The organism is Ruegeria sp. H7, from assembly GCF_056532945.1.
In genome coordinates, this window is record NZ_JBQFNZ010000001.1 from 247,757 (window position 1) to 273,105 (window position 25,349).

Consider the following 25,349-nt stretch of genomic DNA (forward strand, 5'->3'; position numbering starts at 1 on the left):
CGATGCCTCCGGCGGGGATATTTATAGCCAGATGAAGATCGGATCCCCTGCTTCATCTGGCCAAAAATATCTCGGGGGAGTCGCCCGGAACGGGCGGCGGGGGCAGCGCCCCCTACCCGCCTGGTCGCAAGTGGACCGGCTGGCCATGGGGTGTGGTCAGATACGCCTGCTCCCACGCGCGGTGAAGCATCTGCACGTCTTCCGACACCGCCGCGCCCTGTTCGACCAACAACCCTTCAAGCGTTTCCAGCCAGGCGTGGAAATAGTCGTCTCCGCCGTCCAGTTCACGGTCCAGACCGTTGCGCTTCAACGTGTCCGAAAACCGGGCCGCCCAATCGGGCCAGCCGAAACGTCCGGCTTCATTCAGGGCAACCGTTACGGCAAAGACCTGCGCGTGCCATGGCTCGGCAAACACCGGTTCCGGCGCGGAATGTGTGGTGCAGTCACTCATGCGGGCTCCAGATAGCTTTGCCAGAGGTCCAGCACGACCTCATCATCCGGGTGTTCGGGGGCGGCCCAAAGCTCGGACGCCGGGAAGACAACGGCATATAGCGGTTCCGGCGCTTCCCCCAAACGATGCGCGTTGGAATCTGGCAGGACATGGGTTCCATGCAATCGCAGGATACGACCTCGCGCCCCTGCTGCATAAACTGGCAAGCGCGTGTGGCCACCATCGACAAGGCGATTGGCGGTTGGTCGCGCTGTCACCACCTGCTGACCGATCGTAAAATGCGCGGCAACGTTTGAAGGCCGATCTGCTGGTCCGCCTTTTGCAAGTGCAGCGGCGACAGCCTCGGCCTTCAGCGTCTTGTCCGTCAAGGGATGCGGCGCATCATCTCCGGCCCCTCGCAGATCATCCAGGGTCAGTACGCCTTGTTCAACCAACAGATCGGCAAGGCCCGAGATCCATTTCTCATAGTAGGAAAACCGGGTGTAATCCTTGGGCGACAACCGCTCTCGCGCGTGGCGAGATATGTCGATGTTCCACTGCCCCAGAAAACCGGCAGCCAGCGTCACGGCCAAAGCCCGCCCGTGCCAGTCTTCGGCAAAGACCGGCGCGCCCTCAGCCTCGGGCCGGATTTCGCCATCGCCAAAGCGTCCGCCCATGTCATGGACACGTGTCATGAGGGCACCTTGGGCAAGCCTGTCCCGATCATGCTGTCGCGTGTCACCAAAGCGGTCAGCTCATCCTCGCCCATACCTTCTGTGCCTTCGGGACGCATCGGCAACACAAGGTACCGAATCTCGGCGGTCGAATCCCAGACACGCACTGCGGTGCTTTCGGGTAAGGTAACGCCGAACTCGGCCAGTACTTTGCGTGGCTCCCGCACGGCACGGGCGCGATAGGCATCGGATTTGTACCATCCGGGCGGGATACCCAGCAGCGGCCACGGGTAGCAACTGCACAGGGTGCAGACGACCATGTTGTGCTGCCGGGGCGTGTTTTCGACGGCGACCATGTGTTCACCCTGACGGCCGTAGTACCCCAGCTCGGCAACGACCGGCGTGGCATCTTCCAACAGTGCCGCTTTGAAATCAGGGTCGCTCCAAGCCTTTGCCACGACGCGCGCGCCGTTTTGCGGGCCGATCTTGTTCTGGTAGGTGTCGATGATCTCATCTAATGCTGCCGGATCGATCAGCCCCTTGCGGATCAGAATCGTCTCCAGCGCCTTGACGCGCAGCGCGGGTTCGGGTGGCAAAAGGGCGTGCGGGTGGTCGGGATCGTCATGAGGCATAGCCCGAAGCCTGCGTCAGGATTTATCGCTCTGTCCAGTCCCTTTGCTGTGATATGATACATCACGCGGGGTGATGTGAACTCGTGTCTTGCCCCCAAGTTGAAACTTGCATAAGTACCACGCGATACACGTCACGCTGCACGGGACCACCATGGAAAACGTTGTTCTCATCATCCACCTTCTTTTGGCTTTGGGCCTGATTGCCGTTGTGCTGATGCAGCGGTCCGAAGGCGGTGGCCTTGGCATGGGTGGCGGCGGCGGCGGTGCCATGACCGGCCGCGCAGCGGCGACGGCATTGGGCAAAGTGACCTGGATTCTGGCGGCCTGCTTCATCGTGACCTCGATCACGCTGACCATTCTGGCGGCGCAGAAATCCTCGGGCAGTTCGGTGATCGACCGTCTGGGCGTTCCGGCCCCTGCGGCAACCGAAGAAAGCACACCTGCGGTTCCGTCGGCAGATGATCTGCTGCCTCCGGCAGAAGGCGACAACGCGCCGCTGATCCCCCAGGCCGACTGATCCACTAGACCTAGAAACCTGAAAGAGAACTGCAACAGCATCTTGCGGTTCTCTTGCGCTATGCGCGCGAATCCTTTATACGTGAAGTCCCGTGATGCAGCGGTTTTTCGAAACCGTCGGGCAGCTGATTTTGACGTCTCACGGGAGCAGCCGAAAAACTATGGCGCGATTTATTTTCATCACTGGTGGTGTGGTTTCGTCCTTGGGCAAAGGACTGGCCTCGGCGGCCTTGGGCGCGCTGTTACAGGCCCGGGGATATTCGGTGCGCCTGCGCAAGCTGGACCCCTATCTGAACGTCGATCCCGGCACCATGTCGCCGTTTGAACATGGCGAGGTTTTCGTCACCGATGACGGGGCCGAGACCGATCTGGACCTTGGCCACTATGAACGTTTCACCGGCGTGGCGGCCCGCAAGACCGACTCGGTCAGTTCGGGGCGGATTTACTCCAACGTGTTGGAAAAGGAACGCCGCGGGGATTACCTCGGCAAAACCATTCAGGTGATCCCGCACGTCACCAACGAGATCAAGGATTTCATCGCCATCGGCGAGGATGAGGTTGATTTCATGCTGTGCGAGATCGGCGGCACTGTCGGCGATATCGAAGGCCTGCCCTTTTTCGAAGCCATCCGTCAGTTCAGCCAGGACAAGCCGCGCGGTCAGTGCCTGTTCATGCACCTGACGCTGCTGCCCTATATCAAGGCGTCGGGTGAGTTGAAAACCAAGCCGACCCAGCACTCGGTCAAGGAACTGCGGTCCATCGGTCTGGCCCCCGATATTCTGGTTTGCCGCTCGGAAGGACCGATTCCGACCAAGGAACGCGAGAAGCTGGCACTGTTCTGCAACGTGCGCCCGGACAGCGTGATCGCGGCGCAGGATCTTTCGACCATCTACGACGCCCCGCTGGCCTATCACCGCGAGGGTCTGGATCAGGCGGTTCTGGATGCGTTCCAGATCAGCCCTGCACCCAAGCCCGATCTGGCCAAATGGGAAGACGTCAGTGACCGCATCCACAACGCCGAGGGCGAGGTGAAGGTGGCCATCGTTGGCAAATACACCCAGCTGGAAGACGCCTATAAATCGATTGCCGAGGCGCTAACCCATGGCGGCATGGCCAACCGCGTCAAGGTCAAGGTCGAGTGGGTGGATGCCGAGATTTTCGACACCGAAGACGCCGCCCCGCATCTGGAAGGCTTCCACGCGATCCTCGTGCCCGGCGGGTTTGGCGAGCGTGGAACCGAAGGCAAAATCAAAGCGGCGCAATATGCACGTGAGCACAAGGTGCCCTATCTGGGTATCTGTCTGGGGATGCAGATGGCCGTGATCGAAGCGGCGCGCAATGCGGCGGGCATCGCCGAGGCAGGGTCCGAGGAATTTGACCACGAAGCGGGCAAGCGGCGGTTTGAACCCGTGGTTTACCACCTGAAAGAATGGGTGCAGGGCAACCACAAGGTCGAGCGCAAGGTCGGCGATGACAAAGGCGGCACAATGCGGCTGGGGGCCTATAACGCGGTTCTGGCCGACGGCTCCAAAGTGGCAGAGGTCTATGGCGGCACTCAGATTGAGGAACGTCACCGCCACCGCTATGAGGTGGACATCAAGTATCGCGACAAGCTGGAAAAGGCGGGCCTGAATTTCTCGGGCATGTCCCCCGATGGCCGGTTGCCGGAAATCGTCGAATGGTCGGATCATCCGTGGTTCATCGGTGTGCAATACCACCCCGAATTGAAATCCAAACCGTTCGATCCGCACCCTTTGTTCCGCGACTTTGTGCGCGCGGCCAAGGACACGTCGCGTCTGGTCTGATCCGGTCGCTGCAAAGTGATGTACCGACACAATTAAGCGCTTAGCGAATGCCCGGCATGGGGTTAACTGTTGAACAAGCTTCGACAGGAGATACCCCATGACCACCCAAGCCCAACACGCCGAAACCTTCACCCGCCTGCACAAGAAAGGTGATCCGGTCATCCTGTTCAACATCTGGGACGCAGGCAGCGCCGCGGCCGTGCGCGACGCAGGTGCGCAGGCGATCGCGACCGGCAGTGCCCCGGTCGCGATGGCGCAGGGGTTCAAGGACGGCGAGAATATCCCGCTGCAGGCCGCCTTGGACAATGCAAAACGCATTGTGGCCGCGGTCGATCTGCCTGTTTCTCTGGATTTTGAGGGGGCTTATGCCGCTGATCCTGACGGGATTGCGGAAAACGTATTGCGGGCCCTGGACTGCGGGGTGGTGGGCTTCAACTTCGAGGATCAGATCGTCGGCGGTGATGGCCTTTACCCCATTGCCGAGCAGGCCACACGGATTGAAGCGATGCGCAAGGCGTGTGATGCGGCAGGGGTTCCGGCCTATATCAACGCCCGGACCGATATCTTCCTGAAAGCGCACGCCGACACGCATAACGCAGCCATGCTGGACGACGCGGTTGCCCGTGCGGCGGCGTTCCAGTCCGCCGGGGCCAGCGGGTTCTTTGCCCCCGGCCTGAAGGACGAAGCGATGATTGAGCAGCTCTGCGCAGCAACGGAGCTGCCGGTCAACATCATCGCCCTGCCCGGCACCCCGGACACACCGCGATTGGCAACGTTGGGCGTGGCGCGGGTCAGCTATGGCCCAGTGCCCTATCGCCAGATGGTAGCATGGCTGACGGAACAGGCACGTGGCGCCATCGACTACGCCATGTAAGCGTCTGGTGACCTAGATTTAGGGACCGGACAATCTCAGTATCCCGCCTTGTCACAAAAATGCGGATACCAATTCCCCAAGGCTGGGCGGGATTCAGTCGCCCTCGGCGATCTTGTGATTATTCATGCCTATGACGGGTAGTCCCAGCTTGGCGCGCCACAAAATATGGACTAACCTGACCTCATGTTGAAAAAGTTCTTTCAGGCGTTCAGACCGCCTCAGACCCAGCAACTGCCTGACCCTGATGCCGAACTGGCGTTGGGGGCGTTGATGGTGCGGGTGGCGCAGGCGGATCGCGATTACAAGCTGGAAGAAATCAGCCTGATCGACCGGATACTGGCGCGCCTTTATCAGCATAACGCAATCGAAGCCGCCAAAGTGCGCGCAACCTGCGAGAAACTGCATGCAGCCGCCCCCGAAACCGACACCTTCGGCAAGCTGATCCGCGAGACCACGGGCCTTGAGGAACGCATGGCCGCGCTGGATGCCCTGTGGGAGGTGGTGCTGGCCGACGGCGACTCGGACGAGGGTGAGATCAAGATCGTCGAAGAGGCCCGCGCCGCCATGGGGCTGAGCTTTAACGACAGCAAGGCCGCGCGCGAACGTGTGCAAAGCCGCTTGGAAGCCAGCTAAGCCGCGTCTATATCTGTATCATGTTTAGCGATTTTCTGTCCCGGCTGACCCAGCCCGATCCCGACCCGTTGGTCGAAAACGATGCGCGGCTGGCCCTGACGGCCCTGTTGGTCCGCATCGCGCGATCCGACAATGACTATGCCGACACTGAAATGGCGCGGATCGACAAGGTCTCGGCCGAGCGCTACGGTCTGTCACCGTTCGAGGCCGCAGCCCTGCGCGCCCAGGCCGAAGACCTTGAGGCCGAGGCCCCCGACACCGTCCGCTTTACCCGCGCGATCAAAGAGGCCGTCGCCTACGAGGATCGTCTGGCCGTGGTTCAGGCCATGTGGTCGGTCGCGCTGGCCGATGGTCAGCGCACCGGCGAAGAGGATTCGCTGCTGCGACTGGTTGTCAGCCTGTTGGGCGTCAGCGACGTGGATTCGGCGCGCGCCCGTCAGAAGGCCGCAAAAGCGTGACAGCGATGCTGGGCATGTATGACATGCCCGCCTTGCGCGCCACCAATGACCGATTCTGGTCTTTGATCCATGCGAATCTGGGCTATGGCCCGCAGCATCTGGACCGAACCCGAGATGTCTGGGACGTCTGGCAGGATTCCGCTCTGATCTTTGCCCAGACCTGCGGGATGCCCTACCGCACCCGGCTGCATGGTCAGGTGCAGTTGGTTGGCACCCCGGATTACGACCTGCCCGGCTGCCCCGCTGGCCATTATTGCTCGGTTCTTGTTGCCCGTGCGAATGATCCGCGCGATCTGGGCGATCTGACCAACGGAGTTTTTGCGTATAACGAGGCGCTGTCTCAATCCGGTTGGGCCGCCCCGACCACGCATCTGACTGCGCTGGGTCTGGCTCCGACCCAGCTTTTGGAAACAGGCGGCCACGCGCTGTCCGCGCAGGCCGTGGCGGAGGGTCGCGCAGACTTTGCATCGCTGGATGCGCTGACATGGGAGTTGCTGAATGAGCATACAGATCTGGGCAGCCGTTTACGCGAAATAACCCGCACGACCCCGACCCCTGCCCTGCCGTTCATAACCTCGCTCAGCCAAGACGCGGACCAGATCGCCAAGGCTGTTCGGTCCGCCATTGTGGACCTTTCGGATGATGACAGGCGGCGGCTTCACATCCGCGGGTTGATCGATATTCCGGCGGATCAGTACCTTGCGGTTCCAACTCCGCCCACGCCCGAAGCATTTGCGCGCAGAAGCTGACCGATTTGGTCATACCCTCTGGCCATTTTGGTTGATTAACCGCACGAATCTGTGATTTGCGCATTGCATTGCGCCCGTTTTTCCGCCCTATTACCGCACCAATACCAACAACAACTGGACCTTCCGTGTCAGACGCATCTGCCGTAATCGAGATCAGGAACCTTCACAAAAGCTTCGGTAATCTCGAGGTGCTCAAGGGCGTGGACATCACCGCAAAACGCGGCGACGTCGTGTCCCTGATTGGCTCATCCGGCTCTGGCAAATCCACCCTTCTGCGTTGCTGCAACCTGTTGGAAGACAGTCAACAGGGCGAGATCATGTTCAAAGGCGAACCGGTGAAGTGGAGCGGGTCAGGAAACGGACGTCGCCCTGCCGATCCCAAGCAGGTCCTGCGCATTCGCACCAACCTGTCGATGGTGTTTCAACAGTTCAACCTGTGGGCACACATGACCATTTTGCAAAATGTTATGGAAGCTCCGGTAACCGTTTTGGGCCGTGACAGGGCCGAAGTGGAAGACAGCGCGCGCAAATACCTTGAAAAGGTTGGCATTGGCGACAAGTGCGACGTCTATCCGGCACAGCTGTCCGGTGGCCAACAGCAACGCGCGGCCATCGCGCGTGGCTTGTGCATGGAGCCTGAGGCGCTGCTGTTTGACGAGCCGACTTCGGCGCTGGACCCCGAGTTGGAACAAGAAGTCATCAAGGTCATCAAGGACCTGGCTGCCGAGGGCCGGACGATGATCATCGTGACCCATGACATGAAGATGGCGGCGGATATCTCCAGCCATGTCGTGTTCCTGCATCAAGGCCGGATCGAAGAAGAAGGCACGGCCGAAGATATCTTTACCTCTCCCGAATCCGAACGGCTTCGGGGCTTTCTCTCCGCCACTCAGGCGGCATAGTTTCAAAAACAGAACCAAACTGGGGAGTAACCAATGAAAAACCTGATTCTGTCCACCGCAGCGCTGGCCCTGACCGCCGGTATCGCCATGGCCGACACCGTCCGCATGGGGACCGAGGGCGCTTACCCTCCGTATAACTTCATCAACGACGCCGGCGAGATCGACGGGTTCGAGCGTGAAGTGGGCGACGAGCTGTGCAAACGCGCCAATCTGGACTGCGAATGGGTCAAGAACGACTGGGATTCGATCATCCCGAACCTTGTGTCGGGCAACTACGACACCATCATCGCGGGCATGTCGATCACCGACGAACGCGATGAAGTTATTGATTTCACTCAGAACTACTTCCCGCCCGCAGCCTCGGCCTATGTCGGTGCGTCGGACGGCGTCGACGTGAGCAGCGGCATCGTTGCGGCGCAGACTGCAACCATTCAGGCCGGTCACGTCGCCGAATCCGGCGCGACTCTGGTCGAATTCGCAACCCCGGAAGAAACCATCGCAGCCGTGCGCAACGGTGAGGCTGATGCGGTCTTTGCCGACAAGGACTTCCTGGTCCCGATCGTCGAGGAATCCGGTGGTGAGCTGGTCTTTGTCGGTGATGACGTCCCGCTGGGCGGTGGCATTGGCCTGGGCATCCGCGAATCCGATGGCGAGCTGCGCGGCAAGTTCGACGAGGCGATCACCTCGATGAAGGCCGATGGCTCACTGAACGAGCTGATCGTCAAGTGGTTCGGCGAAGGCGTGCCGACCTATAACTCTGACGGTTCGGTCGTCACCAACTGATCTGCACACATGGGTTCGGCGCCCCTCATGGCGCCGAACCTGTCCTGGCCTTGCGCCGGGGCTGACGTTCGAAAGACGCCGTATGTTTTCCTATTGCGCTGATCCCGACACGCTGGGCACGTTCCGCTGGTTCTCGTGCTACCTGACCAACGGTGTGCACTGGTCGTTCTACCTGTCGTTTCTGAAGGTCCTCGGGTTGCTGGCCGTGACCGCCCCGGTCGCGCTGAGTTTCGGGTTTGCAGGTGCAATGGCAGCCCGGTCGCATTTCGCTCCGCTCAGCTGGTTGGGCAAAGGATACATCGCGGTCGTACGCGGCGTGCCCGACATCGCGTTCTTTCTGTTCTTTGTGATTGCTCTGGATCAGGCGTTCGAATGGACACGCCACCAAGTTATGTGTCCCGAATGGACCGACCCGGTGCGTCAGGGCAATGACTTCATCGTCTGTCAGGCCGCAAAACTGCCCTTGGGTAGCGCACCGGAATGGGTACACGAAACCTACGGGTTCGTGCTGGCCGTCATCACCTTCTCGATCGTCTTCGGTGCGTTTGCAGCCAACGTGCTGTTCGGCGGGATGCGGGCGGTTCCGCATGCCCAGCTTGAGACCGCCGAAGCCTATGGCATGACCCGCCGCCAGACGTTCTGGCGTATCCTCGTGCCGCAAATGTGGGTCTACGCCCTGCCCGGCCTGTCGAACCTGTGGATGGTGCTGATCAAGGCGACGCCACTGCTGTTCCTGCTGGGCATCGAGGACATCGTCTATTGGGCCCGAGAGTTGGGTGGCACCAAAACCTCGCGCTTCACCGATTACCCGCATGGCGACTGGCGCATGTGGTACTTCCTGTTCCTGCTGATCTTCTATCTCGGCATGACCCGCATCTCGGAAATCGTGCTTGAAAAGCTGATGCGCCGCCTGTCCCACGGTCAGGCCACCGCGGGCGGAGAGTTGCTGCGCAAGGAGACGACGGCATGACAATCGCGCTTCAAAACCTCAACCGGGTGCCGCACGCGATTGCAATGCAATGGCTTTCGCGCACGCGGTCTCCTTTGCAAGGAGCCCGGGCATGAGTTGCATCCAGACAATTCAGGACTACGCCCTCCGCTCTGTCGGCATTGGCGAGCGCTTGTTGCCCAAATCCGACTTTACCCTGTGCGAGCAGTTCACGCTGATTGGTTCGGGCATGATCTGGAATGTCTATTTCGGGATCATGGCCCTTGCGACCGGGTTCTTTCTGGCCACCGCGTTGGCCGTCGGCAAGGCGTCCCCGAACAAATGGATGCGCAAGCCTGCGGAATGGTTCATCTTTCTGTTCCGCGGCTCGCCTTTGTTCATCCAGTTCTTCTTTGCCTATTTCTTCTTCCTGTCGCTGAAGAAACCCTATCCGATGTTCGACGCCTTCACGTCGGCCTGGCTGGGGGCGCTGATCGTTCTGTTCCTCAATACCGCCGCTTATACGGGTGAGATCTTCTATGGCGCCCTGCGCTCGATCCCCAAAGGCGATATCGAGGCGGCGGATGCCTATGGCATGACCGGCTGGGCCCGCTTCCGCCGGATTGTATGGCCCACTATGTTGCGACTGGCATGGCCTGCATACACGAATGAGGCGATCTTTCTGTTCCACGCCACAACGCTGGTCTTCTTCTCGGCCTTCCCCGCCTGGCAACAACGCGGAGATGCGCTGTATTACGCCAGCTATTTCGCGGACAAGACGTTCAACCCGTTTGTGCCTTACCCGATTCTGGCCTTCTACTTCATCCTGCTGACGCTGGTGATCATCTGGGGCTTTGGACTGGTCAACAAACGCCTGAACCGGCATTTGCCCGCCGCGAAACAGAGCAAGATGAAGTTCAAACTGAACCTGGCGCGCTGAATTCAGGCGCGCCATTGGCACACCGCAATGACCCGCCAAAAAGCGCGAGTTTTGTGTTTCATATTGGGGAAGTGGTACCGCCTCCCTGGCTTGAACAGGGGACCTCTGGATCCACAATCCAGCGCTCTAACCAACTGAGCTAAGGCGGCACTCGTGAGGGGCGATTTACCGAACGCGCCCGGGGAATGCAAGAGGATTAAAGCTGAATTTTCCAGCTTTGTTCGACAAGATCGACCCCGAAAGACCGCACCGGTTTGCTGTCCACCAACTGCCAACCGGTGGCCTTGTACAGCGCGCAGGCGGCCTTGTGGCTTTCATGGGTCCATAGCTGCATCTGTCTGTATTCGGCAGCCCGAGCAAAACCCATACAGGTTGCCAAAAGCCGCTTGCCCAGCCCCAAACCGCGCGCCTCGGGCACCAAGAGGAACAGACGGAGTTTTGCCGTCTGGTCATCCAGCCTGACGCAAAAGATACTGCCCAACCGCTCTCCGTCCCGCTCGGCGATCCAGCCGCGCTCGCAGGTCGGATCATGATCCGCGATGAAGTCGTCGAGAATACGCGCCACCAGCGGGGCGAATGTCTCATCAAAGCCTTCGTCCCGCGCATAAAGCGTGCCGTGCCGTTCAACCAGCCACGGAGCATCTTCGGCCCGGAATTGTCTGAGATCCACATTTGCCATGCCATATCTGAGCGCATTGGCGGCTTGATTCTCAACCCCGCGCGCGCTAGCACGAGTGCTCAGTCCCGGAGGCGCGTATGGGTATCAACACCGAACGAGACATTCAGGCCAACCTTCAGATCGGGCCTACCGATCAGGGGATGGTGCGTTTGTTCATCGAGGCCGATGGCATCGAAATTCCAATGGATTTCGACCCCGAAGAGGCTGAAGAAATCGCCGACGAACTGCGCGCAGCAGCACAGGCGGCGCGCGCCGTCAAAGACTGACCAGCTTCAAATTCGCGGATCACGCAGCGCCAGCAGACGGCGGGCCGCGTCGGTTGCAAATTTCTGGATCATCTTCTTGCGCCGCGCCGGGGCCAGCTTGTCTTCGGGTGCCATTCTGATGATCTCTGCATCATAAGCGTCGGCGATGATCAGGCCGGTTTCCTCGGGCAACAGCTCGGTCGGGAACTCGGTATCCACGGCCCAAAAGAATCGGTCGCACCACTCCAGATAGCCCTGCCATTTCGAATCCGACTGATAATCGGCGCGACTGGATTTACACTCGATCACCCAAAGCTCACCCTTCGGGCCCAGCCCCATCACATCGACGCGCAGGCCACGCGCCGGAACGAATTCCTCAACGGAAACAAAACCATGCGCGGTCAGGTGACGCGCCACGCCACGCGCAAGTTTCTGTCCGGGTTGCAGATCCAGTGTCATGTGAGAAATGTGAACAATTCGTGAACAAATGTAAAGCCTCCGCACGGGACTTGACATGATACCGTATGGTACTGCATTAATATGATACCAAATGGTATCTTTACCGAGGTGACAAATGCAGACCCTAACCCAAAACGCGTTTCGTGCGCTGGCCGACCCTACCCGGCGTGACATCGTCAAACTGCTGGCGTGCGAGGATATGACAATCGGCCAACTGACGGACCGCTTCGACATGACCCGCGCCGCCGTCAAGAAACACCTGACGGTCCTGTCTGATGGCGGGTTGATCACGGTTGAGGCGCGCGGTCGTGAACGCATCAATCGCATAGAACCCCGCGGTATGGCCCCGGTTCTGGACTGGCTCAGCTACTTTGACCAGTTCTGGGATGACCGCCTCAACTCTCTCAAGGAAGCTATTGAAAGGAAAGACAAATGACCAAATCTGTATTACAAAAAACGATTTTTCTGCGGGCCGAACCGGAAACCGTATGGGCCTATTTGACCGAGCCCGATAGGCTGGCGGAATGGTTCCACAAACCCCAGCGCCCATTGGCCAAGGGTCAAAAGCTTGAGATGTACGGAACCACCAGCGGCGACCTTTTGATCTGGGGCGACGTCCGCGAGGCGCGCGCGCCGGAATATCTGGAATACACCTTCACCGTGAAACCCATGGGCGACGCCGTCAGCGTGGTCAAATGGACGCTTACTCCGGTTGCGGGCGGAACGCGTCTGAGCCTGTTGCACGAAGGCCTGCCGCAGAATGCCGACGCCTTCGGCCTTATCCTGGCGCTGGACAACGGCTGGGACGAGCATTTCGGCAAGATGCGCACGGCATTGCACGAAACTGTTGATGCGTGACCCCTTGTGCGAACCCGTCAGACGCCCTAACTAAGCGCTTGGCGGGTTCTGCCCTTCTTGTGACAGGTAGCATTCTGGTGGCCTTAAGCAATTCCGAGGGGGCTGGCTCTGTTCAGGTCCTGGCCTGATTACCCGGCGCCCACCTGTACATACAGGTCCTCGGGAATCACACCGCACGGTTGGCTGGCGGTCCCGCCACTTTTCCCCTGAAATTCAGCGCTCTGCGCGGGCTTCCTGCTTGGCCATAGCGGGCTTGAAGCTGTGCACGACGGGCGATCCGCGACGCGGACCACCGGGCTTTTCGGCCATGCTCATGATCTTGTAGGCGAACTGCACCCCGGCAAAGACGATCCCGTTCATGAACCAGATCATCGCAAGCGCGATCAACCCGACCTCGGACCCGAAAATCAGCCCCCGCAGGTTCGCGACATTCAGCGCCAGCAGCACGCCGACAAACACAGCCGAGATCACAAATCCCCATGCAACTTGCGTAATGTAAAGGCGGATCAGTTTGGGCATCACAAAGCTCCTTGTCTGATGCCACGAGGATAGCGCATGGTCGGACAGAGTAAACCGCGCCCCGCCGGGGTGCGACACTGTATGCGGAGTTTCAATGAATGCCCTCAGCCTGTTCGCGCTTGACCTACTCGAAGCGCTGTCTTTGCGTCACGACGATCAGGAACGGTGGGAGTTCACGTTAGACCGGCTGGCCGAGATCGGATTCAACGCGCTGAACATGGTGTGCTTCACGCCCGAGACCGGCGCGATCCATTGGGTGCGCAGTTCGATGTCCAAGGGCTGGCTGAACCGCTACGACACGCAAGGCTATGCCGAAGCGGACCCCATGCTGGCGCAGGTTCAGAACGGCAAGGAAAGCCTTTACGTGCAGGCCGCAAGCCTGAAACCGTCGGATGGCCATTCCGACAAGGCGCTGGGTCTGAACCACGATCTGGAGAAGGCCGGATATATCCACCTGTGTTCTCTGGTCGTGCCCTGCCCCGACAACGAGGCCAAGCTGGTCGTGCTGGCCTCGGACCAACAGGACGTCCAGTTGATGATGACCGAACAGCAGCGGGACATGCGCGTCTTGGCCACCGTGCTGGCCACCAATCTGGGGTCGGACATCCCCAGCAATCATGGCCGTGTCTACGACATCGCCAGCATCGCACCGACCGCGCCGGACATGACACTGCGGGAATTGCAGGTTCTGAACCTGCTGGCGCTTGGCCACCGCAACGACAGGATCGCTGAACAATTGGGCCTGTCCGAGATCACGATACGCACCCATCTGAAAAACGCGCGTGACAAACTGCAGGCCCCAACCCGCGAATCCGCCTCGGTCCGCGCGATGCAGCTGGGCCTGATCGATCCGCAGCGCTATCGGAATCGATAGGTGGCGCGTCAGAGGATTTCCGTTAAAGTGCTGGTGTCTTTGGATAAAACTGTGAGTGGTGGACACCGGAGGCTTGTTTTAACAAGTGTATTGCAAACGTTCAGGCGCAGCTCGGTTTCGAGTCTGCGCCTTATTCTTGTCGTCCGGTGATGTGGCTCAGAACGCCTCGGGCTGGGCCTCACGCGCCATGTGGTCCAGCACGGCGTTGACGAATTTCGGCTCTTTGCCTTCAGGGAAGAAGGCGCGCGCGACGTCGACGAATTCGGTGATAACCACCTTGGGCGGCGTGTCGCTTTGGGTCAGTTCGGCCCCGGCGGCGCGGAACAGCGCCCGCAGGGTCGGATCGATGCGCGAGATCGGCCATTTGGCGACCAGCGCACGGTCGGTCATCTGGTCAATCGGAGCCTGATAGTTCACAGCATTGTCCACCAGCGAGCGGAAGACGCTGATATCGCCATCCAGCATCTCGTCCCCTTCATAGACAGCGCCAAACCGGTGATCCAGAAACTCATTCACGACGGCTTCGGTCGTCTGGCCCGACTGCTCCATCTGGAACAGCGCCTGCACGGCATAAAGCCGGGCGGCGGATTTCATCAGGCGTTTCTGGTTGGCCGGTTTCGGCGCGTCTGTCTTGGTCATGCTGTCGAGGGTCCGTTGCTGTCGCCCGCCACAAGGATGGACTCGGACGGCGGCTTGAATCCGACGCCCTTTTTGGAAGAGCCCCACTTACGGCTGAGCGCGATCAGATGCAAGGCCGCAGCAGCCGCGCCGCCGCCTTTATTCATCTTTTCGGGGTTGGCGCGAACTTCGGCCTGATCGTCATTTTCCACAGTCAGGATGCCGTTGCCGATGCACAGGCCCTGCAGGCCCAGCAACTGAATGGCGCGGCTGGAGTCGTTGCAGACAGTCTCATAGTGCGTGGTCTCACCGCGAATGACGCAGCCCAGTGCGACATAGCCGTCGAAATTGCACTGGCGGTCCGCCATAGCGATGGCGGTGGGGATCTCCAGCGCGCCGGGCACCTCGACAACCTCACAGGCGCCGCCAGCTGCTTCGATCTCGGCCTTCGCACCGGCGATCAGGTTGTCTGCAATCGCGCGATAGAAAGGGGCCGCCACGATCAACAGCTTCACCGGCTTGTCGAATTTGGGTGTCGGCAAAACGCCATGTTCGTCTTGAGCAGCCATGATCAGTCTTCCTTCAGGATCGAACGGGTACCGACGATGGACAGGCCAAACGCGTCGAGCCCCAGATATACGGTTTCAGGCGAGTCCGTCAGCAGCACCAGTTCCTGAATGCCCATCTTGGACAGGATTTGCGCGCCCAGACCGGTTTGCTTGATCGTGCGCGGGCCTTCATCTTCGGCCGCATACAGCGAGTTACGCGGCTGCCGGAACAGGCAGACCACGCCGCGCCCCTCTTCTGCAATCTTCTCCATCGCGCGCGGCAACTCGCGCGAGGATTTGGGGCCGAGGCCCAGAATATCCGGCGCTTCGTGCAGGGCGTGGGTACGGGTCAGAACCGGCTCTGGTGTAGTCACATCGCCTTTGACCATCACCACATGCTCGATGCCGTGGGTCTGGTCGGTGAAAATCCGCATCTCCCATTCGCCGCCATATTCCGAGTTGACGGTTTCACGCGAGGTTTCAACTACCAGATTGTCATTGCGCGACCGGTACGCAATCAGATCGCTGATTGTGCCGATCTTCATGTCATGCTCTTGCGCGAATTCCACCAGATCGGGCAGACGCGCCATGGTGCCGTCAGCCTTCATGATCTCACAGATGACACCCGACGGGTTCAGCCCCGCCAGACGCGAGATATCCACGGCGGCCTCGGTATGGCCTGCCCGCACCAGCACGCCGCCCCGTTTCGCCCGCAGCGGAAAGATATGGCCGGGGGTTGCGATATGGGCCATGGTGTTCTGCTCGTTGATCGCAGTTGCCACCGTCAGCGCGCGGTCGGCAGCAGAAATCCCGGTGGACACACCCTCACGCGCTTCAATCGACACGGTGAAGGCCGTCTCGTGACGCGACGAGTTGTTCACGGCCATCATCGGCAGGCCCAGAGCATCCACGCGCTCGGCCGTCATCGGCAGACAGATCAGCCCGCGCCCATGGGTGGCCATGAAGTTGATCGCCTCGGCATCGGCAAATTCAGCCGGGATCACCAGATCGCCTTCGTTCTCGCGATCCTCGTGATCGACCAGAATATACATCCGGCCCTTGCGCGCCTCGTCGATGATCTCTTCGATCGGGCTGATCGCGTCACGCAGTTGGGCCTCGACCGGGCCGGGGGTTTCAAAGCTCATGGGGCAGCCTTTCACAAGAGCATTTCTGCAAGGCGGGATAGACCACACTGCGCCCAAAGGCCAGAGCGCAAACGGCGCTGGCCTGTCAGGACGCGACGTATTTCGCGGTCAGGAAATCTCGGCCAGGCGGGCGACGTACCGGGCCAGCGTGTCGATTTCGAGGTTAACGTGATCCCCGACAGCAACATCACCCCAGGTCGTGACCTCTTTGGTATGCGGGATAAAGTTGATACCAAAATCACGACCGTCCACGTCATTGACAGTCAGCGAGGTTCCGTTCAACGCAACCGACCCTTTCGGCGCAATGAACCGCGCCAGATTCGCAGGCGCGCGCAACGTGACCCTTGTGCTGTCGCCCTCATCTTCAACCGCAACAACCTCGGCAACGCCATCGACATGGCCCGAGACGATATGACCGCCCAGTTCGTCACCAACCTTCAGGGCGCGCTCAAGATTCACCCGCGATCCGGTGGTCCAGCTGTTAAGATTGGTTTTTGACACCGTCTCGGCGCTGATCTGAACGTCATACCAGTCGTTGCCCAGCGCGATCACGGTCAGGCACACGCCATCGCTGGCAATCGACCCCCCGATATCGATGCCGGACGTGTCATAGGCAGTCTGGATGCGGGCGCGCAGGTCGCCTTGCTGCTCCAACTCGGTGACAGTGCCGACATCGGTGACGATCCCTGTAAACATCCTGTTAACCCTCGTTCCCTAACCTGAGCGTGTTTTCACAAGCTGAGGTACGCCCATCCCCTTGCGCGGGCAAGGACCCGACACGGTAAAAAAGGCCGGATTGAACAAAAAACTGGCGAGATACGGCATAGATTCGCCCAGAAGTTTGGATATTGTCACCAAGATGAACCACTCAACCACCGCCCGAAGTAACCGCGTCTTCCTGTTTCTTCAGGGGCCCCATGGGCCGTTTTTCAGCGCCCTTGGGCGGATGTTGCAGGCATCGGGCGCGCAAGTCTGGCGCGTGGGGTTCAACGCAGGTGATCGGGCGTTCTGGTTCGACAAATCCAGCTATATCCCTTTTCGCGACACGCCGGATCGTTGGTCCGAAACCCTGATTGACCTGATCGTCGGAAAAGGCGTGACCGACATTGTGTTGTATGGCGACACCCGCCCGGTGCATACGCGCGCCGTTGAAATCGCGCGGTCGCGCGGCATCACCGTGCATGTATTCGAAGAAGGGTATCTGAGGCCCTGGTGGGTCACGTATGAGCGTGGCGGCTCGAACGGAAACTCGCGCCTCATGTCGCTGAATGTCGAGGATATGCAACAGGCGCTGGAGCATTCGGACACGCAGTCCCCGCCGCCACCGTCGCATTGGGGGGATATGCGCCAGCACATCTTCTACGGCGCGCTTTACCATTGGTTCGTGTTGTTCCTGAACCGCCGTTACCGGAACTTCCGCCCGCACCGGGAATTGCCGGTGTCAAAAGAATTCCGGCTATATTTCAAGCGGCTGGCGCTGATGCCGTTCCATCGCATTCAAAGGGGTTGGTCCACGGGATTGGTCCGCAAAAGCCCCCACCCCTATCACCTTGTTCTTTTGCAACTGGGTCACGACAGCTCGGTTCAGGCGCATTCCGATTACTCAGGGATGAGCGCGTTTCTCGAACAGATGATCACGGGTTTTGCCAAGGGCGCGCCGGGACATCATCGGCTGGTGATCAAGGAACACCCGTTGGAAAACCACCGCGAACCGCTGCGTCGCCGCGTACGTCAGATGGCACGCGCGCTTGGGATCGAAGATCGCGTTCACTATGTGCCGGGCGGCAAGCTGGCCAAACTGCTGGATGAGGCGAACTCGGCCGTCACGATCAACTCAACGGCCGGTCAACAGGTGCTGTGGCGAGGCATTCCGCTGCGGATCTTCGGCAAATCGGTCTATGACAAACCAGAATTCGTGTCGCATCAAGCCATCGAAGACTTCTATGCAAATCCCGATATGCCGGACGCCAAGGCCTACCGCATCTATCGTCAGTTCCTGTTGGAAACCAGTCAGGTTCCGGGCGGGTTCTATTCGCGCCGGGGGCGCCGGCAATTGCTGCGCCGCGCCGCAGATATGATGTTGCGCGCCAACGATCCTTATCAGAGTGTCCTCAGAAACAACGAGGCACTGACGCCACAGTTGCGGCTCGTTGAGTGAAATGGGGCATCCTCTGCTGGATGTTGTATCCCGAAGCGGGTAAGTTTCCCAAAACTAAGAATACTGAGGATCATCGGCAGTGCAGAGCTTTCCAATCCGATGGATGCGGGGGATTACCCTTGTCGGCCTTTGCGGCCTTTTGGCCGCGTGTCAGCTTCCCAAATCCGGACCGAACAAATCAGAGATTCTGGCAGGCTCGGTCGAAAATGGCGGCAATGCCTTCGTGGTTGAAGTTGATGATCGCGTCACACGGGCAACCTCCAGCGTTCCGCAGTTTGGCTTTTCGTCGTCGTTCAGCAGTGCGCAAAGCGTGGCGGCCGATACGGTGCGCCCCGGCGATGTTCTGGGCCTGACCATCTGGGAAAACGTGGATGACGGATTGCTGGCTGGCGAAACCGGCTCGGCCACTGCGCTGGACGAAGTGCAAGTCGACAGCGAAGGTTTCATCTTTGTACCCTATGCCGGACGCCTGCGCGCCGCCGGGAACACGCCCGAGCAGTTGCGCATCCTGATCACCAACCGCTTGCAGGAACAAACCCCTGACCCGCAGGTCGAGGTGCGCCGCGTTGCCGGCGATGGCTCGACCGTGTCGCTGACAGGCACAATTGGAGCCCCCGGTATTTACCCGATTGAACGCCCCACCCGCACATTGCTGGGCATGTTGTCTCAGGCGGGCGGCGTGGCCGTCGGATCGGACATTGCGCTGGTCACCCTGATCCGGGGCGACCAAAAGGGTACGGTCTGGTATGAAGACCTGTTCACCAATCCAAGGCTGGATGTGGCGCTGCGTGGCGGCGACCGTATCCTGGTCGAGGCGGACAGCCGGTCCTACATCGCGCTTGGCGCAACCGGCGGGCAATCTCGTATCGCCTTTGACACTCAGGACCTGTCAGCTTTGGAAGCCCTGGCGCAGGTCGGCGGCCTGCAAGGCCTGTCATCGGATCCGACTGGGATTTTCATCCTGCGGAAAGAACGTCAGGACATCGCCCGCAGCGTGACGGGCCGGGCCGAGTTGCAAGGCGATCAGCGGATGATCTACCTGCTCAACCTCACCGCGCCGAATGGCCTGTTCATCGCCCGTGACTTTGTCATCCGCGACGACGACACGATCTACGTGACCGAAGCGCCTTATGCGCAGTGGAGCAAATCGATCTCGCTTATCGCGGGCGGGCTGACTCCGGTTGCAAACGTCGCGACCCTGACCGGCAACTGATCCGTGACCCCCGAAATGGACACCGCAGCCGGGGCGGAGCGCTCTCGGCTGTTTGTGTATAATGGGGGATTTCTGACCAATCGGCGCATTCGGCGCATCCTGTCCTTGGCTGGCTATGACATTCGTCTGGGCCTGCTGAAACCCGGCGACATGGTTGGGGTTTGGGGCAATAGTCCGACCGCCCATCGCGGCCTGCGCGTTGCGGGTAAGTACGATGCCCCGGTCCTGCGGGTCGAAGACGCGTTTCTGCGCTCGCTTCACCCCGGTCGTCAGGGCGAAGCGCCGCTGGGCCTGCTGTTGGATCGAACAGGTCTGCATTTCGACCCGTCTGCGCCATCTGATCTTGAGACCCTGTTGGCCACGCACCCGCTGGATGACACTGCGCTGCTGGACCGGGCTCGGGGGGCAATCGCGCGACTGAAAGACCTGCATCTCAGCAAATACTCGGCCTTTGATCTGGATATTGCACCACCCGACCCCGGATATGTGCTTGTCATCGATCAGACCCTAGGTGATGCGGCAGTAACGGCCAGTGGCGGCGACTATGCCCGCTTCCGCGAAATGCTGGTGATCGCGCAAGAGGAAAACCCGGGCGCAAGGATCATCATCAAAACGCACCCGGAAACGCAGACCGGCCATCGCGCGGGGCATTTCAGCGATCAGGACCTGTCTGACCGGGTGTCCTTTCTAAGCGACCCGATCAGCCCGTGGTCCCTGCTGGAAGGCGCGGTTGCTGTTTACACACTGTCGTCGCAACTGGGATTCGAGGCTATTCTGGCCGGTCACAAGCCCCGCGTCTTTGGGCAGCCTTTCTATGCGGGTTGGGGGCTGACGCAGGATGAAAACCCAATCCCGCGCCGCACCCGCAATCTGACCCGACCGCAGTTATTCGCGGCATCCATGCTGCTTTACCCAGTCTGGTACGACCCATATCAGGACCAATTGTGCGAGTTGGAAACCGTTCTGGACACGCTCGAAGCGCTGAGCCGCGCGTGGCGGCAGGATCGGTTTGGCTGGACCGCGTCGGGCATGCGGCTGTGGAAGCGCAAGCATCTGCAACAGATGTTTGGGCGTCACAAAAAGATGCAATTCACCTCGGCCCCGCCGACAACGTCCGATCGCCCCCACATGGTCTGGGCCAATCAGGCCCGGGATGCCGAAGGGGCCATTCGGGTCGAGGATGGCTTTTTGCGCTCGCGCGGATTGGGGGCCGAGCTGGTTCCGCCTCTGTCACTGGTGACGGACGATCTGGGGATTTACTACGACCCCACACGGCCTAGCCGGTTGGAGGAATTGATCGCCCAGCGCGAAACCCTGCGCCCCGATCAGGAACGGCGGGCCGAGCGGCTGGTCAGCAGGCTGCTCTCGGACGGTCTGAGCAAATACAACACCGGCCAGCCCGCGCCGACCCTGCCAGATGGGCACCGCATTCTTGTGCCGGGACAAGTTGAGGATGATGCCTCGATCCTGTTGGGCACCAGCGGCGTGCGCACCAATCTTGAGTTGCTGCAAACCGCGCGGGAAGCGAATCCGGACGCCGTTTTGATCTACAAACCTCATCCCGATGTCGAAGCCGGGCTGCGTGAGGGGCGCATTGAGGCGGAGGAACTGGCGGATCTGATCCTCGACAATTGCGATCCGGCGTCTTTGCTGCCTCATGTGAACGAAGTCTGGACCATGACCTCGCTTCTGGGGTTCGAGGCGCTTTTGCGCGGTGTTCAGGTCACGACGCTGGGCGCGCCCTTTTATGCCGGTTGGGGGCTGACAACCGATCTGGGTGCGGTGCCTGTCCGGCGCGGCGCGCGCCCGTCCTTGATGGGGCTGGTTCATGCGACGCTGATTGATTACCCGCGTTTCATGGATCCGTTGACCGGACAGCCCTGCCCGGTCGAAGTCGCCGTTGATCGGTTGGTGAGTGACACGGCCGCGCCAACGGGGCCTTTGAACCGGTTTCTGTCCAAGCTTCAGGGGGCGTTTGCCACACATGCGCATTTGTGGCGCTGACCGGAACGTCACTGCGTTGGACGTCGCCAACGATGCAGAATGTCGGGACCGATAGCGCGGGTTTCGATCAGTTCGAACCGAGGGGCCGCGTCCAGCTTTTCCAGCCCCAACCGACCAACTGCGGCCAAACCCTCGGCCCCGATGGTCAGGCCTGCCGTGAAACCGACCAGCTCATCCACCAGGTCTTTTTCCAATAGTGAGGCTGCAAGCGCGGCCCCGCCTTCGCAAAACACTCGGGTCAGCCCGGCCTGACCCAGTTGCTGCAACAGATCCGCCGCATCAATATGATGATCCTGCAAGGCACAGGGGATCAGACGCGCGCCCAGCCCGTCCCATGCGCGCGCACGTTCGGCATCGGGATGGGGGCCGTGGCACAGCCAGACCGGAACCTCGGCTGCTGTGCGGGCAAGCTGCCCCATAAGCGGCAGGTCGAGATGGCGGGACACGACAACGCGCACAGGCTGCTGCGCGACGCCCAGATCACGCACGGTCAGCGACGGATCATCCGCCCGCGCCGTGCCTGCACCCACCATCACCGCATCATGACGCGCGCGCATCGCGTGAACGGCGCGGCGCGCCTCGGGGCCCGTGATCCACTGGCTATGCCCGGTCTGGGTTGCAATGCGCCCGTCAAAGCTGCTGGCCAGTTTCAGGGTAACAAAGGGGCGGCCTTGCTCGGTCTTCAGGAAAAAGCCTGCCAGATCCCGTTCGGCCTGCTCGGCCAGAACGCCGGTTTCAACCTCGATCCCGGCTTCGCGCAACATGGCAAAGCCCTGCCCCGCCACGCGGGGATCACTGTCTTCCACGGCTGCAACAACACGCCCGACCCCAGCCTCGATCAGGGCTGCAGCGCAAGGCGGTGTCCTACCGTGATGCGAACAGGGTTCCAGCGTCACATAGGCCGTCGCGCCCCTGGCCGCGTCTCCTGCCTGAGCCAAAGCCTCGGTTTCCGCATGGGGTCGCCCGCCGGGCTGGGTCCAGCCTCGCCCGACAATCCTGCCACCCTGCACGACAACGCACCCGACTGCCGGGTTAGGCCAACATGACCCTTGGCCGCGCTGACCCAATGACAAGGCCAGCGCCATAAATCGCTTATCTGTTTCGCTCACTCGTCCGTCGGAGGCTGCGGCGGGCGCAGTTCGTGGACAAACTCCTCGAAATCATCGGCCGCCTGAAAGTTTCTGTAGACACTCGCAAAGCGAACATAGGCGACGGTGTCGATCCGCGCCAGAGCTTCCATGACAATCTCACCGATCTTTTCGGAGGGTATGTCGGTCTCTCCCATGCTTTCCAGACGCCGGACAATCCCCGAGATCATCTGATCGATCCGCTCGGGATCAACAGGGCGTTTCTGCATCGAGATGCGGATTGACCGTTCCAGCTTGTCGCGGTCAAAATCCTCGCGTTTGCCGTTGGTTTTGATCACCACCAGATCGCGCAGTTGCACGCGTTCATAGGTGGTGAACCGACCCCCACAGGCCGGACAAAAGCGGCGTCGGCGGATCGCGACGTGATCCTCTGCCGGGCGTGAATCTTTCACCTGAGTGTCGATATTTCCGCAAAACGGGCAGCGCATCCGCCGTCTCCTCGTCCCATGTTCGGCCTCTTTTTGTAAGCGCTACGGCTTACTTATCCACAACTATAGGGCAGCCGCTAGGATTTGGGTAGTCGGAATTTTCAACCCCTAGATAAAGGGTTACCCCAGATGCGCAGCGACCAAACGGCGATGCGGTGCGGTCCGGTGTTCGAACAGGTAAATCCCCTGCCATGTCCCAAGTGCCATACGACCCCCAGAGACCGGGATCGAAAGCGAGACCGGCATAAGCGCCGCCTTGATATGCGCTGGCATGTCGTCCGGCCCCTCATATGTGTGGTGCAGATAGGCCATCGAAGGGTGGTTCGAGGGCGGCACAAGCCGTTCAAAAAACGCGTGCAGATCGGTCTGAACCTCGGGGTCAGCGTTTTCCTGAATCAGCAAAGAACATGAGGTGTGGCGAACGAACAGCGTCAATACGCCATCCTTCGCCACCGGGTTCAGCCAGCGATGCACATCCTTGGTGAATTCATAGAGTCCGGGGCCTTGCGTCTGGATCGAGAATTCTGTCTGCATCCGCGCTGTTTCACCACTGCGTCAGTTTATGAACGGGCGCGTCCTGCACCGTGCCTCGGCCCCTTGTACCGATACGCTGGACCCCGGAACGAAGGGCGTCAAGACAAAGCTGGGTTGCGCGGGAACCTCGGCCGGTTTTTTCAGCGTAAACTGAACGGCCGTTTTGCGCCCGGTGGTCACGCTGGGCCCATATCCGCGCAGGACGTAAATTTGCTGCTGCCAGCCGGCACCCAATTTGCGCCGAGCAAAATCGGCGGCCGCACACCAATACCCGTCCGTGAATTGCTGGGCGCGTGGGATGACTTCGAAATCGGTGCTGTTGATCGGCTCGGTTCGGTATCCATTGCGGGCGGCGTCAGCGGTGACGGGAATGCCAAGGGCAAAGGCCGCGAGCGTTACGCAGGCTAAAATCTGTTTCATTGTTAATCTCTTCCCTGATTGTGTGTGATCAAAATATTAGGATCGGGTCCGGCGCTGAACAGGCCCCCTCACAACCTGTTCAGACCACTGGCGGGTGACTGTGATCGGGCGTGAGCCAGCCATGATAGCGGATCAACTGCCCGACCAGCGGCGCGCGGGCGGACACGTCAAACCGGAACCGGCCCTGATCGTCCTGCCATTCGACCGTTGATGACTGCGGAAGCAGCGCGTTTGGAACGGCAATGCCCCACAGGGTCAAACGCCGGATATTGATCTGCAAACGCGCCCCGGCCACAACCGGTTTCAACCAGATGGACAAGGCACCAAAATCCTCTCGCACGCAGTTGGACTGTCGATCAAAAGACAAGCGGGACTGGGTGATATGCCCTCCGAAATCGCGCCTCCATTCCCATCCCGGCCCGCGCCGAGACACCGTGACCCTGACCGAAACGTCGCGCCCGGAGTGGGGGAACCCCCCTAACCACAAATACAAACCGGCCAGCCACCCTTGTCCCCGCTGAATATCGCAGCGACCGATGTATGTGCCTTCCTTGCTGTGCAAGTCATGTAACGCCTCGGGAAGCCCTGTCGGTTCCGCCGCAGCCTGCAAAAATGGATCCATCTAAAACCCTTGCACAGCAAAGCGCGAGCGGGTCGCCGCATCCGGCACAAGGCAGGTTTCCGAACTTCCGAAGATGGCATATCGGTTGCGCGCAATCGCGTGATAAAGCGGATCCTTCACAAACCTAGGCAGGATCCGGCACAGCGACAGAATACGCCATGGCCCGCGCAACTGCCCCATCGCCACTGCGAAGGCATCGAGGCGCTGATGAACCACGCCATTCACAATCACAAGATTGGTTTCAAAATCCTGCGTTGGCAGATCGAGTTCCCGGTAAAGGCGCTGCCCCAATGGTGACTGAGCTGTAGCAAACTGAAACACCTGCGCCTTGTCATGCCGCAGCATAAAGCGGAAAAACCCGGAACACAGGACACAGACCCCATCAAAGACGATGAGGCTGCCATCGTGAGTTTTCCGCGAAACATCAGGCTTTTGCATGACATCACCGCCTTTCCGCGATCTGCGCAAATACACGGTGTCACGCAGCGTTCGATCAGGCAATGCGACAAGAATGGCGGGACGGCGCGCGTGCCGGGGAGCCTCCGCGCGATCG

Annotated in this window: 33 protein-coding genes and 1 tRNA gene; 17 read left to right on the forward strand and 17 right to left on the reverse strand. The window is 60.2% G+C overall.

Translation table 11 applies throughout. The features are described 5' to 3' along the window. Positions 1 to 112: 112 nt before the first annotated feature. Genes ACR0AC_RS01175 through nthA form a run of 3 tightly spaced genes read right to left on the reverse strand, consistent with a single transcriptional unit; the run spans position 113 to position 1,736 of the window. On the reverse strand, positions 113 to 451 hold the full coding sequence (locus ACR0AC_RS01175; RefSeq protein ID WP_170451523.1) for a nitrile hydratase accessory protein: 339 nt from the start codon (positions 449 to 451) through the stop codon (positions 113 to 115). Continuing rightward, a complete protein-coding gene (gene nthB, locus ACR0AC_RS01180; RefSeq protein ID WP_170621588.1) occupies positions 448 to 1,125 on the reverse strand; it encodes a nitrile hydratase subunit beta in 678 nt (225 codons plus the stop codon). The genes ACR0AC_RS01175 and nthB overlap by 4 nt, the downstream gene beginning before the upstream one ends. Next, positions 1,122 to 1,736, reverse strand: coding sequence for a nitrile hydratase subunit alpha (nthA, locus tag ACR0AC_RS01185; protein WP_170451527.1), 615 nt, complete (start codon positions 1,734 to 1,736; stop codon positions 1,122 to 1,124). Before nthA ends, nthB begins: the two co-directional genes overlap by 4 nt. A gap of 151 nt (positions 1,737 to 1,887) precedes the next feature. Here nthA and secG point away from each other — a divergent pair, with 151 nt between their 5' ends. The 10 genes from secG to ACR0AC_RS01235 all read left to right on the forward strand — a co-directional run bounded on the left by secG (position 1,888) and on the right by ACR0AC_RS01235 (position 10,324). Further along, the gene (gene secG / locus ACR0AC_RS01190; RefSeq protein ID WP_170453086.1) at positions 1,888 to 2,253 is read left to right on the forward strand and encodes a preprotein translocase subunit SecG; all 366 of its coding nucleotides are present in this window, start codon (positions 1,888 to 1,890) and stop codon (positions 2,251 to 2,253) included. 160 nt (positions 2,254 to 2,413) lie between these two features. Then, positions 2,414 to 4,057 carry a CTP synthase gene (locus ACR0AC_RS01195; RefSeq protein ID WP_170451529.1) on the forward strand — a complete coding sequence of 548 codons (1,644 nt, stop codon included), beginning with the start codon at positions 2,414 to 2,416 and terminating at the stop codon, positions 4,055 to 4,057. A 97-nt stretch (positions 4,058 to 4,154) separates the two neighbouring features. Further along, positions 4,155 to 4,931 (forward strand): isocitrate lyase/PEP mutase family protein, encoded by a 777-nt coding sequence (locus ACR0AC_RS01200; RefSeq protein ID WP_480871680.1) that lies wholly within the window; start codon positions 4,155 to 4,157, stop codon positions 4,929 to 4,931. A 183-nt stretch (positions 4,932 to 5,114) separates the two neighbouring features. Then, entirely contained in the window at positions 5,115 to 5,564 is a 450-nt protein-coding gene (locus tag ACR0AC_RS01205) for a tellurite resistance TerB family protein (protein WP_170451533.1), read from the forward strand. 20 nt (positions 5,565 to 5,584) lie between these two features. Further along, positions 5,585 to 6,022 carry a tellurite resistance TerB family protein gene (locus ACR0AC_RS01210; RefSeq protein ID WP_170517782.1) on the forward strand — a complete coding sequence of 146 codons (438 nt, stop codon included), beginning with the start codon at positions 5,585 to 5,587 and terminating at the stop codon, positions 6,020 to 6,022. Positions 6,023 to 6,027: 5 nt separating this feature from the next. Further along, the gene (locus ACR0AC_RS01215) at positions 6,028 to 6,771 is read left to right on the forward strand and encodes a phosphate/phosphite/phosphonate ABC transporter substrate-binding protein (RefSeq protein WP_480872212.1); all 744 of its coding nucleotides are present in this window, start codon (positions 6,028 to 6,030) and stop codon (positions 6,769 to 6,771) included. Positions 6,772 to 6,896: 125 nt separating this feature from the next. Continuing rightward, positions 6,897 to 7,673 carry an amino acid ABC transporter ATP-binding protein gene (locus tag ACR0AC_RS01220; RefSeq protein ID WP_170517776.1) on the forward strand — a complete coding sequence of 259 codons (777 nt, stop codon included), beginning with the start codon at positions 6,897 to 6,899 and terminating at the stop codon, positions 7,671 to 7,673. Positions 7,674 to 7,706: 33 nt separating this feature from the next. Next, on the forward strand, positions 7,707 to 8,456 hold the full coding sequence (locus tag ACR0AC_RS01225; RefSeq protein ID WP_170451541.1) for a transporter substrate-binding domain-containing protein: 750 nt from the start codon (positions 7,707 to 7,709) through the stop codon (positions 8,454 to 8,456). An 82-nt stretch (positions 8,457 to 8,538) separates the two neighbouring features. Next, complete coding sequence (locus ACR0AC_RS01230; RefSeq protein ID WP_170517773.1) at positions 8,539 to 9,426, forward strand: ABC transporter permease subunit; 888 nt, start codon at positions 8,539 to 8,541, stop codon at positions 9,424 to 9,426. A gap of 91 nt (positions 9,427 to 9,517) precedes the next feature. After that, positions 9,518 to 10,324: an ABC transporter permease subunit gene (locus ACR0AC_RS01235; protein ID WP_170451545.1), complete on the forward strand. Its 807-nt coding sequence runs from the start codon at positions 9,518 to 9,520 to the stop codon at positions 10,322 to 10,324. A gap of 72 nt (positions 10,325 to 10,396) precedes the next feature. Here the strand turns inward: ACR0AC_RS01235 and ACR0AC_RS01240 are convergent. Together ACR0AC_RS01240 and ACR0AC_RS01245 are read right to left on the reverse strand one after the other, a co-directional pair. Beyond that, positions 10,397 to 10,473, reverse strand: a tRNA-His gene (locus tag ACR0AC_RS01240). Positions 10,474 to 10,520: 47 nt separating this feature from the next. Further along, positions 10,521 to 11,003, reverse strand: a complete 483-nt coding sequence (locus ACR0AC_RS01245) for a GNAT family N-acetyltransferase (RefSeq protein ID WP_170451547.1) — start codon at positions 11,001 to 11,003, stop codon at positions 10,521 to 10,523. A 77-nt stretch (positions 11,004 to 11,080) separates the two neighbouring features. Between ACR0AC_RS01245 and ACR0AC_RS01250 the strand changes: the two genes are divergently transcribed. Further along, the gene (locus ACR0AC_RS01250) at positions 11,081 to 11,269 is read left to right on the forward strand and encodes a DUF6324 family protein (RefSeq protein WP_170451549.1); all 189 of its coding nucleotides are present in this window, start codon (positions 11,081 to 11,083) and stop codon (positions 11,267 to 11,269) included. Between the two features lie 6 nt (positions 11,270 to 11,275). Here ACR0AC_RS01250 and ACR0AC_RS01255 read toward each other — a convergent pair whose 3' ends face one another. Continuing rightward, the gene (locus ACR0AC_RS01255; protein ID WP_170451551.1) at positions 11,276 to 11,707 is read right to left on the reverse strand and encodes an MmcB family DNA repair protein; all 432 of its coding nucleotides are present in this window, start codon (positions 11,705 to 11,707) and stop codon (positions 11,276 to 11,278) included. A 115-nt stretch (positions 11,708 to 11,822) separates the two neighbouring features. Between ACR0AC_RS01255 and ACR0AC_RS01260 the strand changes: the two genes are divergently transcribed. Together ACR0AC_RS01260 and ACR0AC_RS01265 are read left to right on the forward strand one after the other, a co-directional pair. Further along, positions 11,823 to 12,143, forward strand: a complete 321-nt coding sequence (locus ACR0AC_RS01260; RefSeq protein ID WP_480625847.1) for an ArsR/SmtB family transcription factor — start codon at positions 11,823 to 11,825, stop codon at positions 12,141 to 12,143. Beyond that, a complete protein-coding gene (locus tag ACR0AC_RS01265; protein ID WP_170621580.1) occupies positions 12,140 to 12,565 on the forward strand; it encodes an SRPBCC family protein in 426 nt (141 codons plus the stop codon). Before ACR0AC_RS01260 ends, ACR0AC_RS01265 begins: the two co-directional genes overlap by 4 nt. Positions 12,566 to 12,778: 213 nt before the next feature. On the opposite strand, the gene ACR0AC_RS01270 is transcribed toward ACR0AC_RS01265, so the two are convergent. After that, positions 12,779 to 13,084: a hypothetical protein gene (locus tag ACR0AC_RS01270; protein ID WP_170621579.1), complete on the reverse strand. Its 306-nt coding sequence runs from the start codon at positions 13,082 to 13,084 to the stop codon at positions 12,779 to 12,781. Between the two features lie 94 nt (positions 13,085 to 13,178). Here ACR0AC_RS01270 and ACR0AC_RS01275 point away from each other — a divergent pair, with 94 nt between their 5' ends. After that, complete coding sequence (locus ACR0AC_RS01275) at positions 13,179 to 13,958, forward strand: response regulator transcription factor (RefSeq protein WP_480871681.1); 780 nt, start codon at positions 13,179 to 13,181, stop codon at positions 13,956 to 13,958. A 156-nt stretch (positions 13,959 to 14,114) separates the two neighbouring features. Here the strand turns inward: ACR0AC_RS01275 and nusB are convergent, their stop codons facing one another. The 4 genes from nusB to ACR0AC_RS01295 form a co-directional block, all read right to left on the reverse strand. Then, a complete protein-coding gene (gene nusB / locus ACR0AC_RS01280) occupies positions 14,115 to 14,597 on the reverse strand; it encodes a transcription antitermination factor NusB (RefSeq protein ID WP_170621577.1) in 483 nt (160 codons plus the stop codon). Beyond that, positions 14,594 to 15,145 (reverse strand): 6,7-dimethyl-8-ribityllumazine synthase, encoded by a 552-nt coding sequence (locus tag ACR0AC_RS01285; RefSeq protein ID WP_170621576.1) that lies wholly within the window; start codon positions 15,143 to 15,145, stop codon positions 14,594 to 14,596. The genes nusB and ACR0AC_RS01285 overlap by 4 nt, the downstream gene beginning before the upstream one ends. A gap of 2 nt (positions 15,146 to 15,147) precedes the next feature. Then, positions 15,148 to 16,269 carry a 3,4-dihydroxy-2-butanone-4-phosphate synthase gene (ribB, locus tag ACR0AC_RS01290; RefSeq protein ID WP_170517744.1) on the reverse strand — a complete coding sequence of 374 codons (1,122 nt, stop codon included), beginning with the start codon at positions 16,267 to 16,269 and terminating at the stop codon, positions 15,148 to 15,150. A 108-nt stretch (positions 16,270 to 16,377) separates the two neighbouring features. Further along, positions 16,378 to 16,965 (reverse strand): riboflavin synthase, encoded by a 588-nt coding sequence (locus tag ACR0AC_RS01295; protein WP_480871682.1) that lies wholly within the window; start codon positions 16,963 to 16,965, stop codon positions 16,378 to 16,380. A gap of 163 nt (positions 16,966 to 17,128) precedes the next feature. Between ACR0AC_RS01295 and ACR0AC_RS01300 the strand changes: the two genes are divergently transcribed. The 3 genes from ACR0AC_RS01300 to ACR0AC_RS01310 all read left to right on the forward strand — a co-directional run bounded on the left by ACR0AC_RS01300 (position 17,129) and on the right by ACR0AC_RS01310 (position 21,644). Then, the gene (locus ACR0AC_RS01300; RefSeq protein ID WP_480871683.1) at positions 17,129 to 18,427 is read left to right on the forward strand and encodes a capsule biosynthesis protein; all 1,299 of its coding nucleotides are present in this window, start codon (positions 17,129 to 17,131) and stop codon (positions 18,425 to 18,427) included. Between the two features lie 79 nt (positions 18,428 to 18,506). Next, positions 18,507 to 19,640, forward strand: a complete 1,134-nt coding sequence (locus ACR0AC_RS01305) for a polysaccharide biosynthesis/export family protein (RefSeq protein ID WP_480581718.1) — start codon at positions 18,507 to 18,509, stop codon at positions 19,638 to 19,640. A gap of 15 nt (positions 19,641 to 19,655) precedes the next feature. After that, positions 19,656 to 21,644, forward strand: coding sequence for a capsular polysaccharide biosynthesis protein (locus ACR0AC_RS01310; RefSeq protein WP_480871684.1), 1,989 nt, complete (start codon positions 19,656 to 19,658; stop codon positions 21,642 to 21,644). A gap of 8 nt (positions 21,645 to 21,652) precedes the next feature. Here the strand turns inward: ACR0AC_RS01310 and ribD are convergent, their stop codons facing one another. The 6 genes from ribD to ACR0AC_RS01340 all read right to left on the reverse strand — a co-directional run bounded on the left by ribD (position 21,653) and on the right by ACR0AC_RS01340 (position 25,234). Then, the gene (ribD, locus tag ACR0AC_RS01315) at positions 21,653 to 22,753 is read right to left on the reverse strand and encodes a bifunctional diaminohydroxyphosphoribosylaminopyrimidine deaminase/5-amino-6-(5-phosphoribosylamino)uracil reductase RibD (protein ID WP_170451576.1); all 1,101 of its coding nucleotides are present in this window, start codon (positions 22,751 to 22,753) and stop codon (positions 21,653 to 21,655) included. Then, positions 22,750 to 23,220: a transcriptional regulator NrdR gene (nrdR, locus tag ACR0AC_RS01320; RefSeq protein ID WP_170451578.1), complete on the reverse strand. Its 471-nt coding sequence runs from the start codon at positions 23,218 to 23,220 to the stop codon at positions 22,750 to 22,752. Before nrdR ends, ribD begins: the two co-directional genes overlap by 4 nt. 120 nt (positions 23,221 to 23,340) lie before the next feature. After that, entirely contained in the window at positions 23,341 to 23,754 is a 414-nt protein-coding gene (locus ACR0AC_RS01325) for a secondary thiamine-phosphate synthase enzyme YjbQ (protein ID WP_480871685.1), read from the reverse strand. A 21-nt stretch (positions 23,755 to 23,775) separates the two neighbouring features. After that, positions 23,776 to 24,174, reverse strand: a complete 399-nt coding sequence (locus tag ACR0AC_RS01330) for a hypothetical protein (protein WP_170451582.1) — start codon at positions 24,172 to 24,174, stop codon at positions 23,776 to 23,778. Between the two features lie 79 nt (positions 24,175 to 24,253). Continuing rightward, on the reverse strand, positions 24,254 to 24,796 hold the full coding sequence (locus tag ACR0AC_RS01335) for a DUF4166 domain-containing protein (protein ID WP_480871686.1): 543 nt from the start codon (positions 24,794 to 24,796) through the stop codon (positions 24,254 to 24,256). Then, positions 24,797 to 25,234 (reverse strand): thiol-disulfide oxidoreductase DCC family protein, encoded by a 438-nt coding sequence (locus ACR0AC_RS01340; protein WP_480871687.1) that lies wholly within the window; start codon positions 25,232 to 25,234, stop codon positions 24,797 to 24,799. Between the last annotated feature and the right edge of the window lie 115 nt (positions 25,235 to 25,349).

What these genes read in the sequence shown, in the direction of transcription:
- nthA (WP_170451527.1), bottom strand. Translation starts at nt 1,736, where the DNA reads ATGCCTCATGACGATCCCGACCACCCGCACGCCCTTTTGCCACCCGAA.
- secG (WP_170453086.1), top strand. Translation starts at nt 1,888, where the DNA reads ATGGAAAACGTTGTTCTCATCATCCACCTTCTTTTGGCTTTGGGCCTG.
- ACR0AC_RS01205 (WP_170451533.1), top strand. Translation starts at nt 5,115, where the DNA reads ATGTTGAAAAAGTTCTTTCAGGCGTTCAGACCGCCTCAGACCCAGCAA.
- ACR0AC_RS01210 (WP_170517782.1), top strand. Translation starts at nt 5,585, where the DNA reads ATGTTTAGCGATTTTCTGTCCCGGCTGACCCAGCCCGATCCCGACCCG.
- ACR0AC_RS01325 (WP_480871685.1), bottom strand. Translation starts at nt 23,754, where the DNA reads ATGCAGACAGAATTCTCGATCCAGACGCAAGGCCCCGGACTCTATGAA.
- ACR0AC_RS01330 (WP_170451582.1), bottom strand. Translation starts at nt 24,174, where the DNA reads ATGAAACAGATTTTAGCCTGCGTAACGCTCGCGGCCTTTGCCCTTGGC.
- ACR0AC_RS01295 (WP_480871682.1), bottom strand. Translation starts at nt 16,965, where the DNA reads ATGTTTACAGGGATCGTCACCGATGTCGGCACTGTCACCGAGTTGGAG.
- ACR0AC_RS01285 (WP_170621576.1), bottom strand. Translation starts at nt 15,145, where the DNA reads ATGGCTGCTCAAGACGAACATGGCGTTTTGCCGACACCCAAATTCGAC.
- ACR0AC_RS01200 (WP_480871680.1), top strand. Translation starts at nt 4,155, where the DNA reads ATGACCACCCAAGCCCAACACGCCGAAACCTTCACCCGCCTGCACAAG.
- ACR0AC_RS01270 (WP_170621579.1), bottom strand. Translation starts at nt 13,084, where the DNA reads ATGCCCAAACTGATCCGCCTTTACATTACGCAAGTTGCATGGGGATTT.
- ACR0AC_RS01265 (WP_170621580.1), top strand. Translation starts at nt 12,140, where the DNA reads ATGACCAAATCTGTATTACAAAAAACGATTTTTCTGCGGGCCGAACCG.
- ribB (WP_170517744.1), bottom strand. Translation starts at nt 16,269, where the DNA reads ATGAGCTTTGAAACCCCCGGCCCGGTCGAGGCCCAACTGCGTGACGCG.
- ACR0AC_RS01195 (WP_170451529.1), top strand. Translation starts at nt 2,414, where the DNA reads ATGGCGCGATTTATTTTCATCACTGGTGGTGTGGTTTCGTCCTTGGGC.
- nthB (WP_170621588.1), bottom strand. Translation starts at nt 1,125, where the DNA reads ATGACACGTGTCCATGACATGGGCGGACGCTTTGGCGATGGCGAAATC.
- ACR0AC_RS01275 (WP_480871681.1), top strand. Translation starts at nt 13,179, where the DNA reads ATGAATGCCCTCAGCCTGTTCGCGCTTGACCTACTCGAAGCGCTGTCT.
- ACR0AC_RS01175 (WP_170451523.1), bottom strand. Translation starts at nt 451, where the DNA reads ATGAGTGACTGCACCACACATTCCGCGCCGGAACCGGTGTTTGCCGAG.
- ACR0AC_RS01260 (WP_480625847.1), top strand. Translation starts at nt 11,823, where the DNA reads ATGCAGACCCTAACCCAAAACGCGTTTCGTGCGCTGGCCGACCCTACC.
- nrdR (WP_170451578.1), bottom strand. Translation starts at nt 23,220, where the DNA reads ATGCGCTGCCCGTTTTGCGGAAATATCGACACTCAGGTGAAAGATTCA.
- ACR0AC_RS01235 (WP_170451545.1), top strand. Translation starts at nt 9,518, where the DNA reads ATGAGTTGCATCCAGACAATTCAGGACTACGCCCTCCGCTCTGTCGGC.
- ACR0AC_RS01310 (WP_480871684.1), top strand. Translation starts at nt 19,656, where the DNA reads ATGGACACCGCAGCCGGGGCGGAGCGCTCTCGGCTGTTTGTGTATAAT.
- ACR0AC_RS01340 (WP_480871687.1), bottom strand. Translation starts at nt 25,234, where the DNA reads ATGCAAAAGCCTGATGTTTCGCGGAAAACTCACGATGGCAGCCTCATC.
- ACR0AC_RS01335 (WP_480871686.1), bottom strand. Translation starts at nt 24,796, where the DNA reads ATGGATCCATTTTTGCAGGCTGCGGCGGAACCGACAGGGCTTCCCGAG.
- ACR0AC_RS01215 (WP_480872212.1), top strand. Translation starts at nt 6,028, where the DNA reads ATGCTGGGCATGTATGACATGCCCGCCTTGCGCGCCACCAATGACCGA.
- ACR0AC_RS01300 (WP_480871683.1), top strand. Translation starts at nt 17,129, where the DNA reads ATGAACCACTCAACCACCGCCCGAAGTAACCGCGTCTTCCTGTTTCTT.
- ACR0AC_RS01230 (WP_170517773.1), top strand. Translation starts at nt 8,539, where the DNA reads ATGTTTTCCTATTGCGCTGATCCCGACACGCTGGGCACGTTCCGCTGG.
- ACR0AC_RS01225 (WP_170451541.1), top strand. Translation starts at nt 7,707, where the DNA reads ATGAAAAACCTGATTCTGTCCACCGCAGCGCTGGCCCTGACCGCCGGT.
- ACR0AC_RS01250 (WP_170451549.1), top strand. Translation starts at nt 11,081, where the DNA reads ATGGGTATCAACACCGAACGAGACATTCAGGCCAACCTTCAGATCGGG.
- nusB (WP_170621577.1), bottom strand. Translation starts at nt 14,597, where the DNA reads ATGACCAAGACAGACGCGCCGAAACCGGCCAACCAGAAACGCCTGATG.
- ACR0AC_RS01245 (WP_170451547.1), bottom strand. Translation starts at nt 11,003, where the DNA reads ATGGCAAATGTGGATCTCAGACAATTCCGGGCCGAAGATGCTCCGTGG.
- ACR0AC_RS01255 (WP_170451551.1), bottom strand. Translation starts at nt 11,707, where the DNA reads ATGACACTGGATCTGCAACCCGGACAGAAACTTGCGCGTGGCGTGGCG.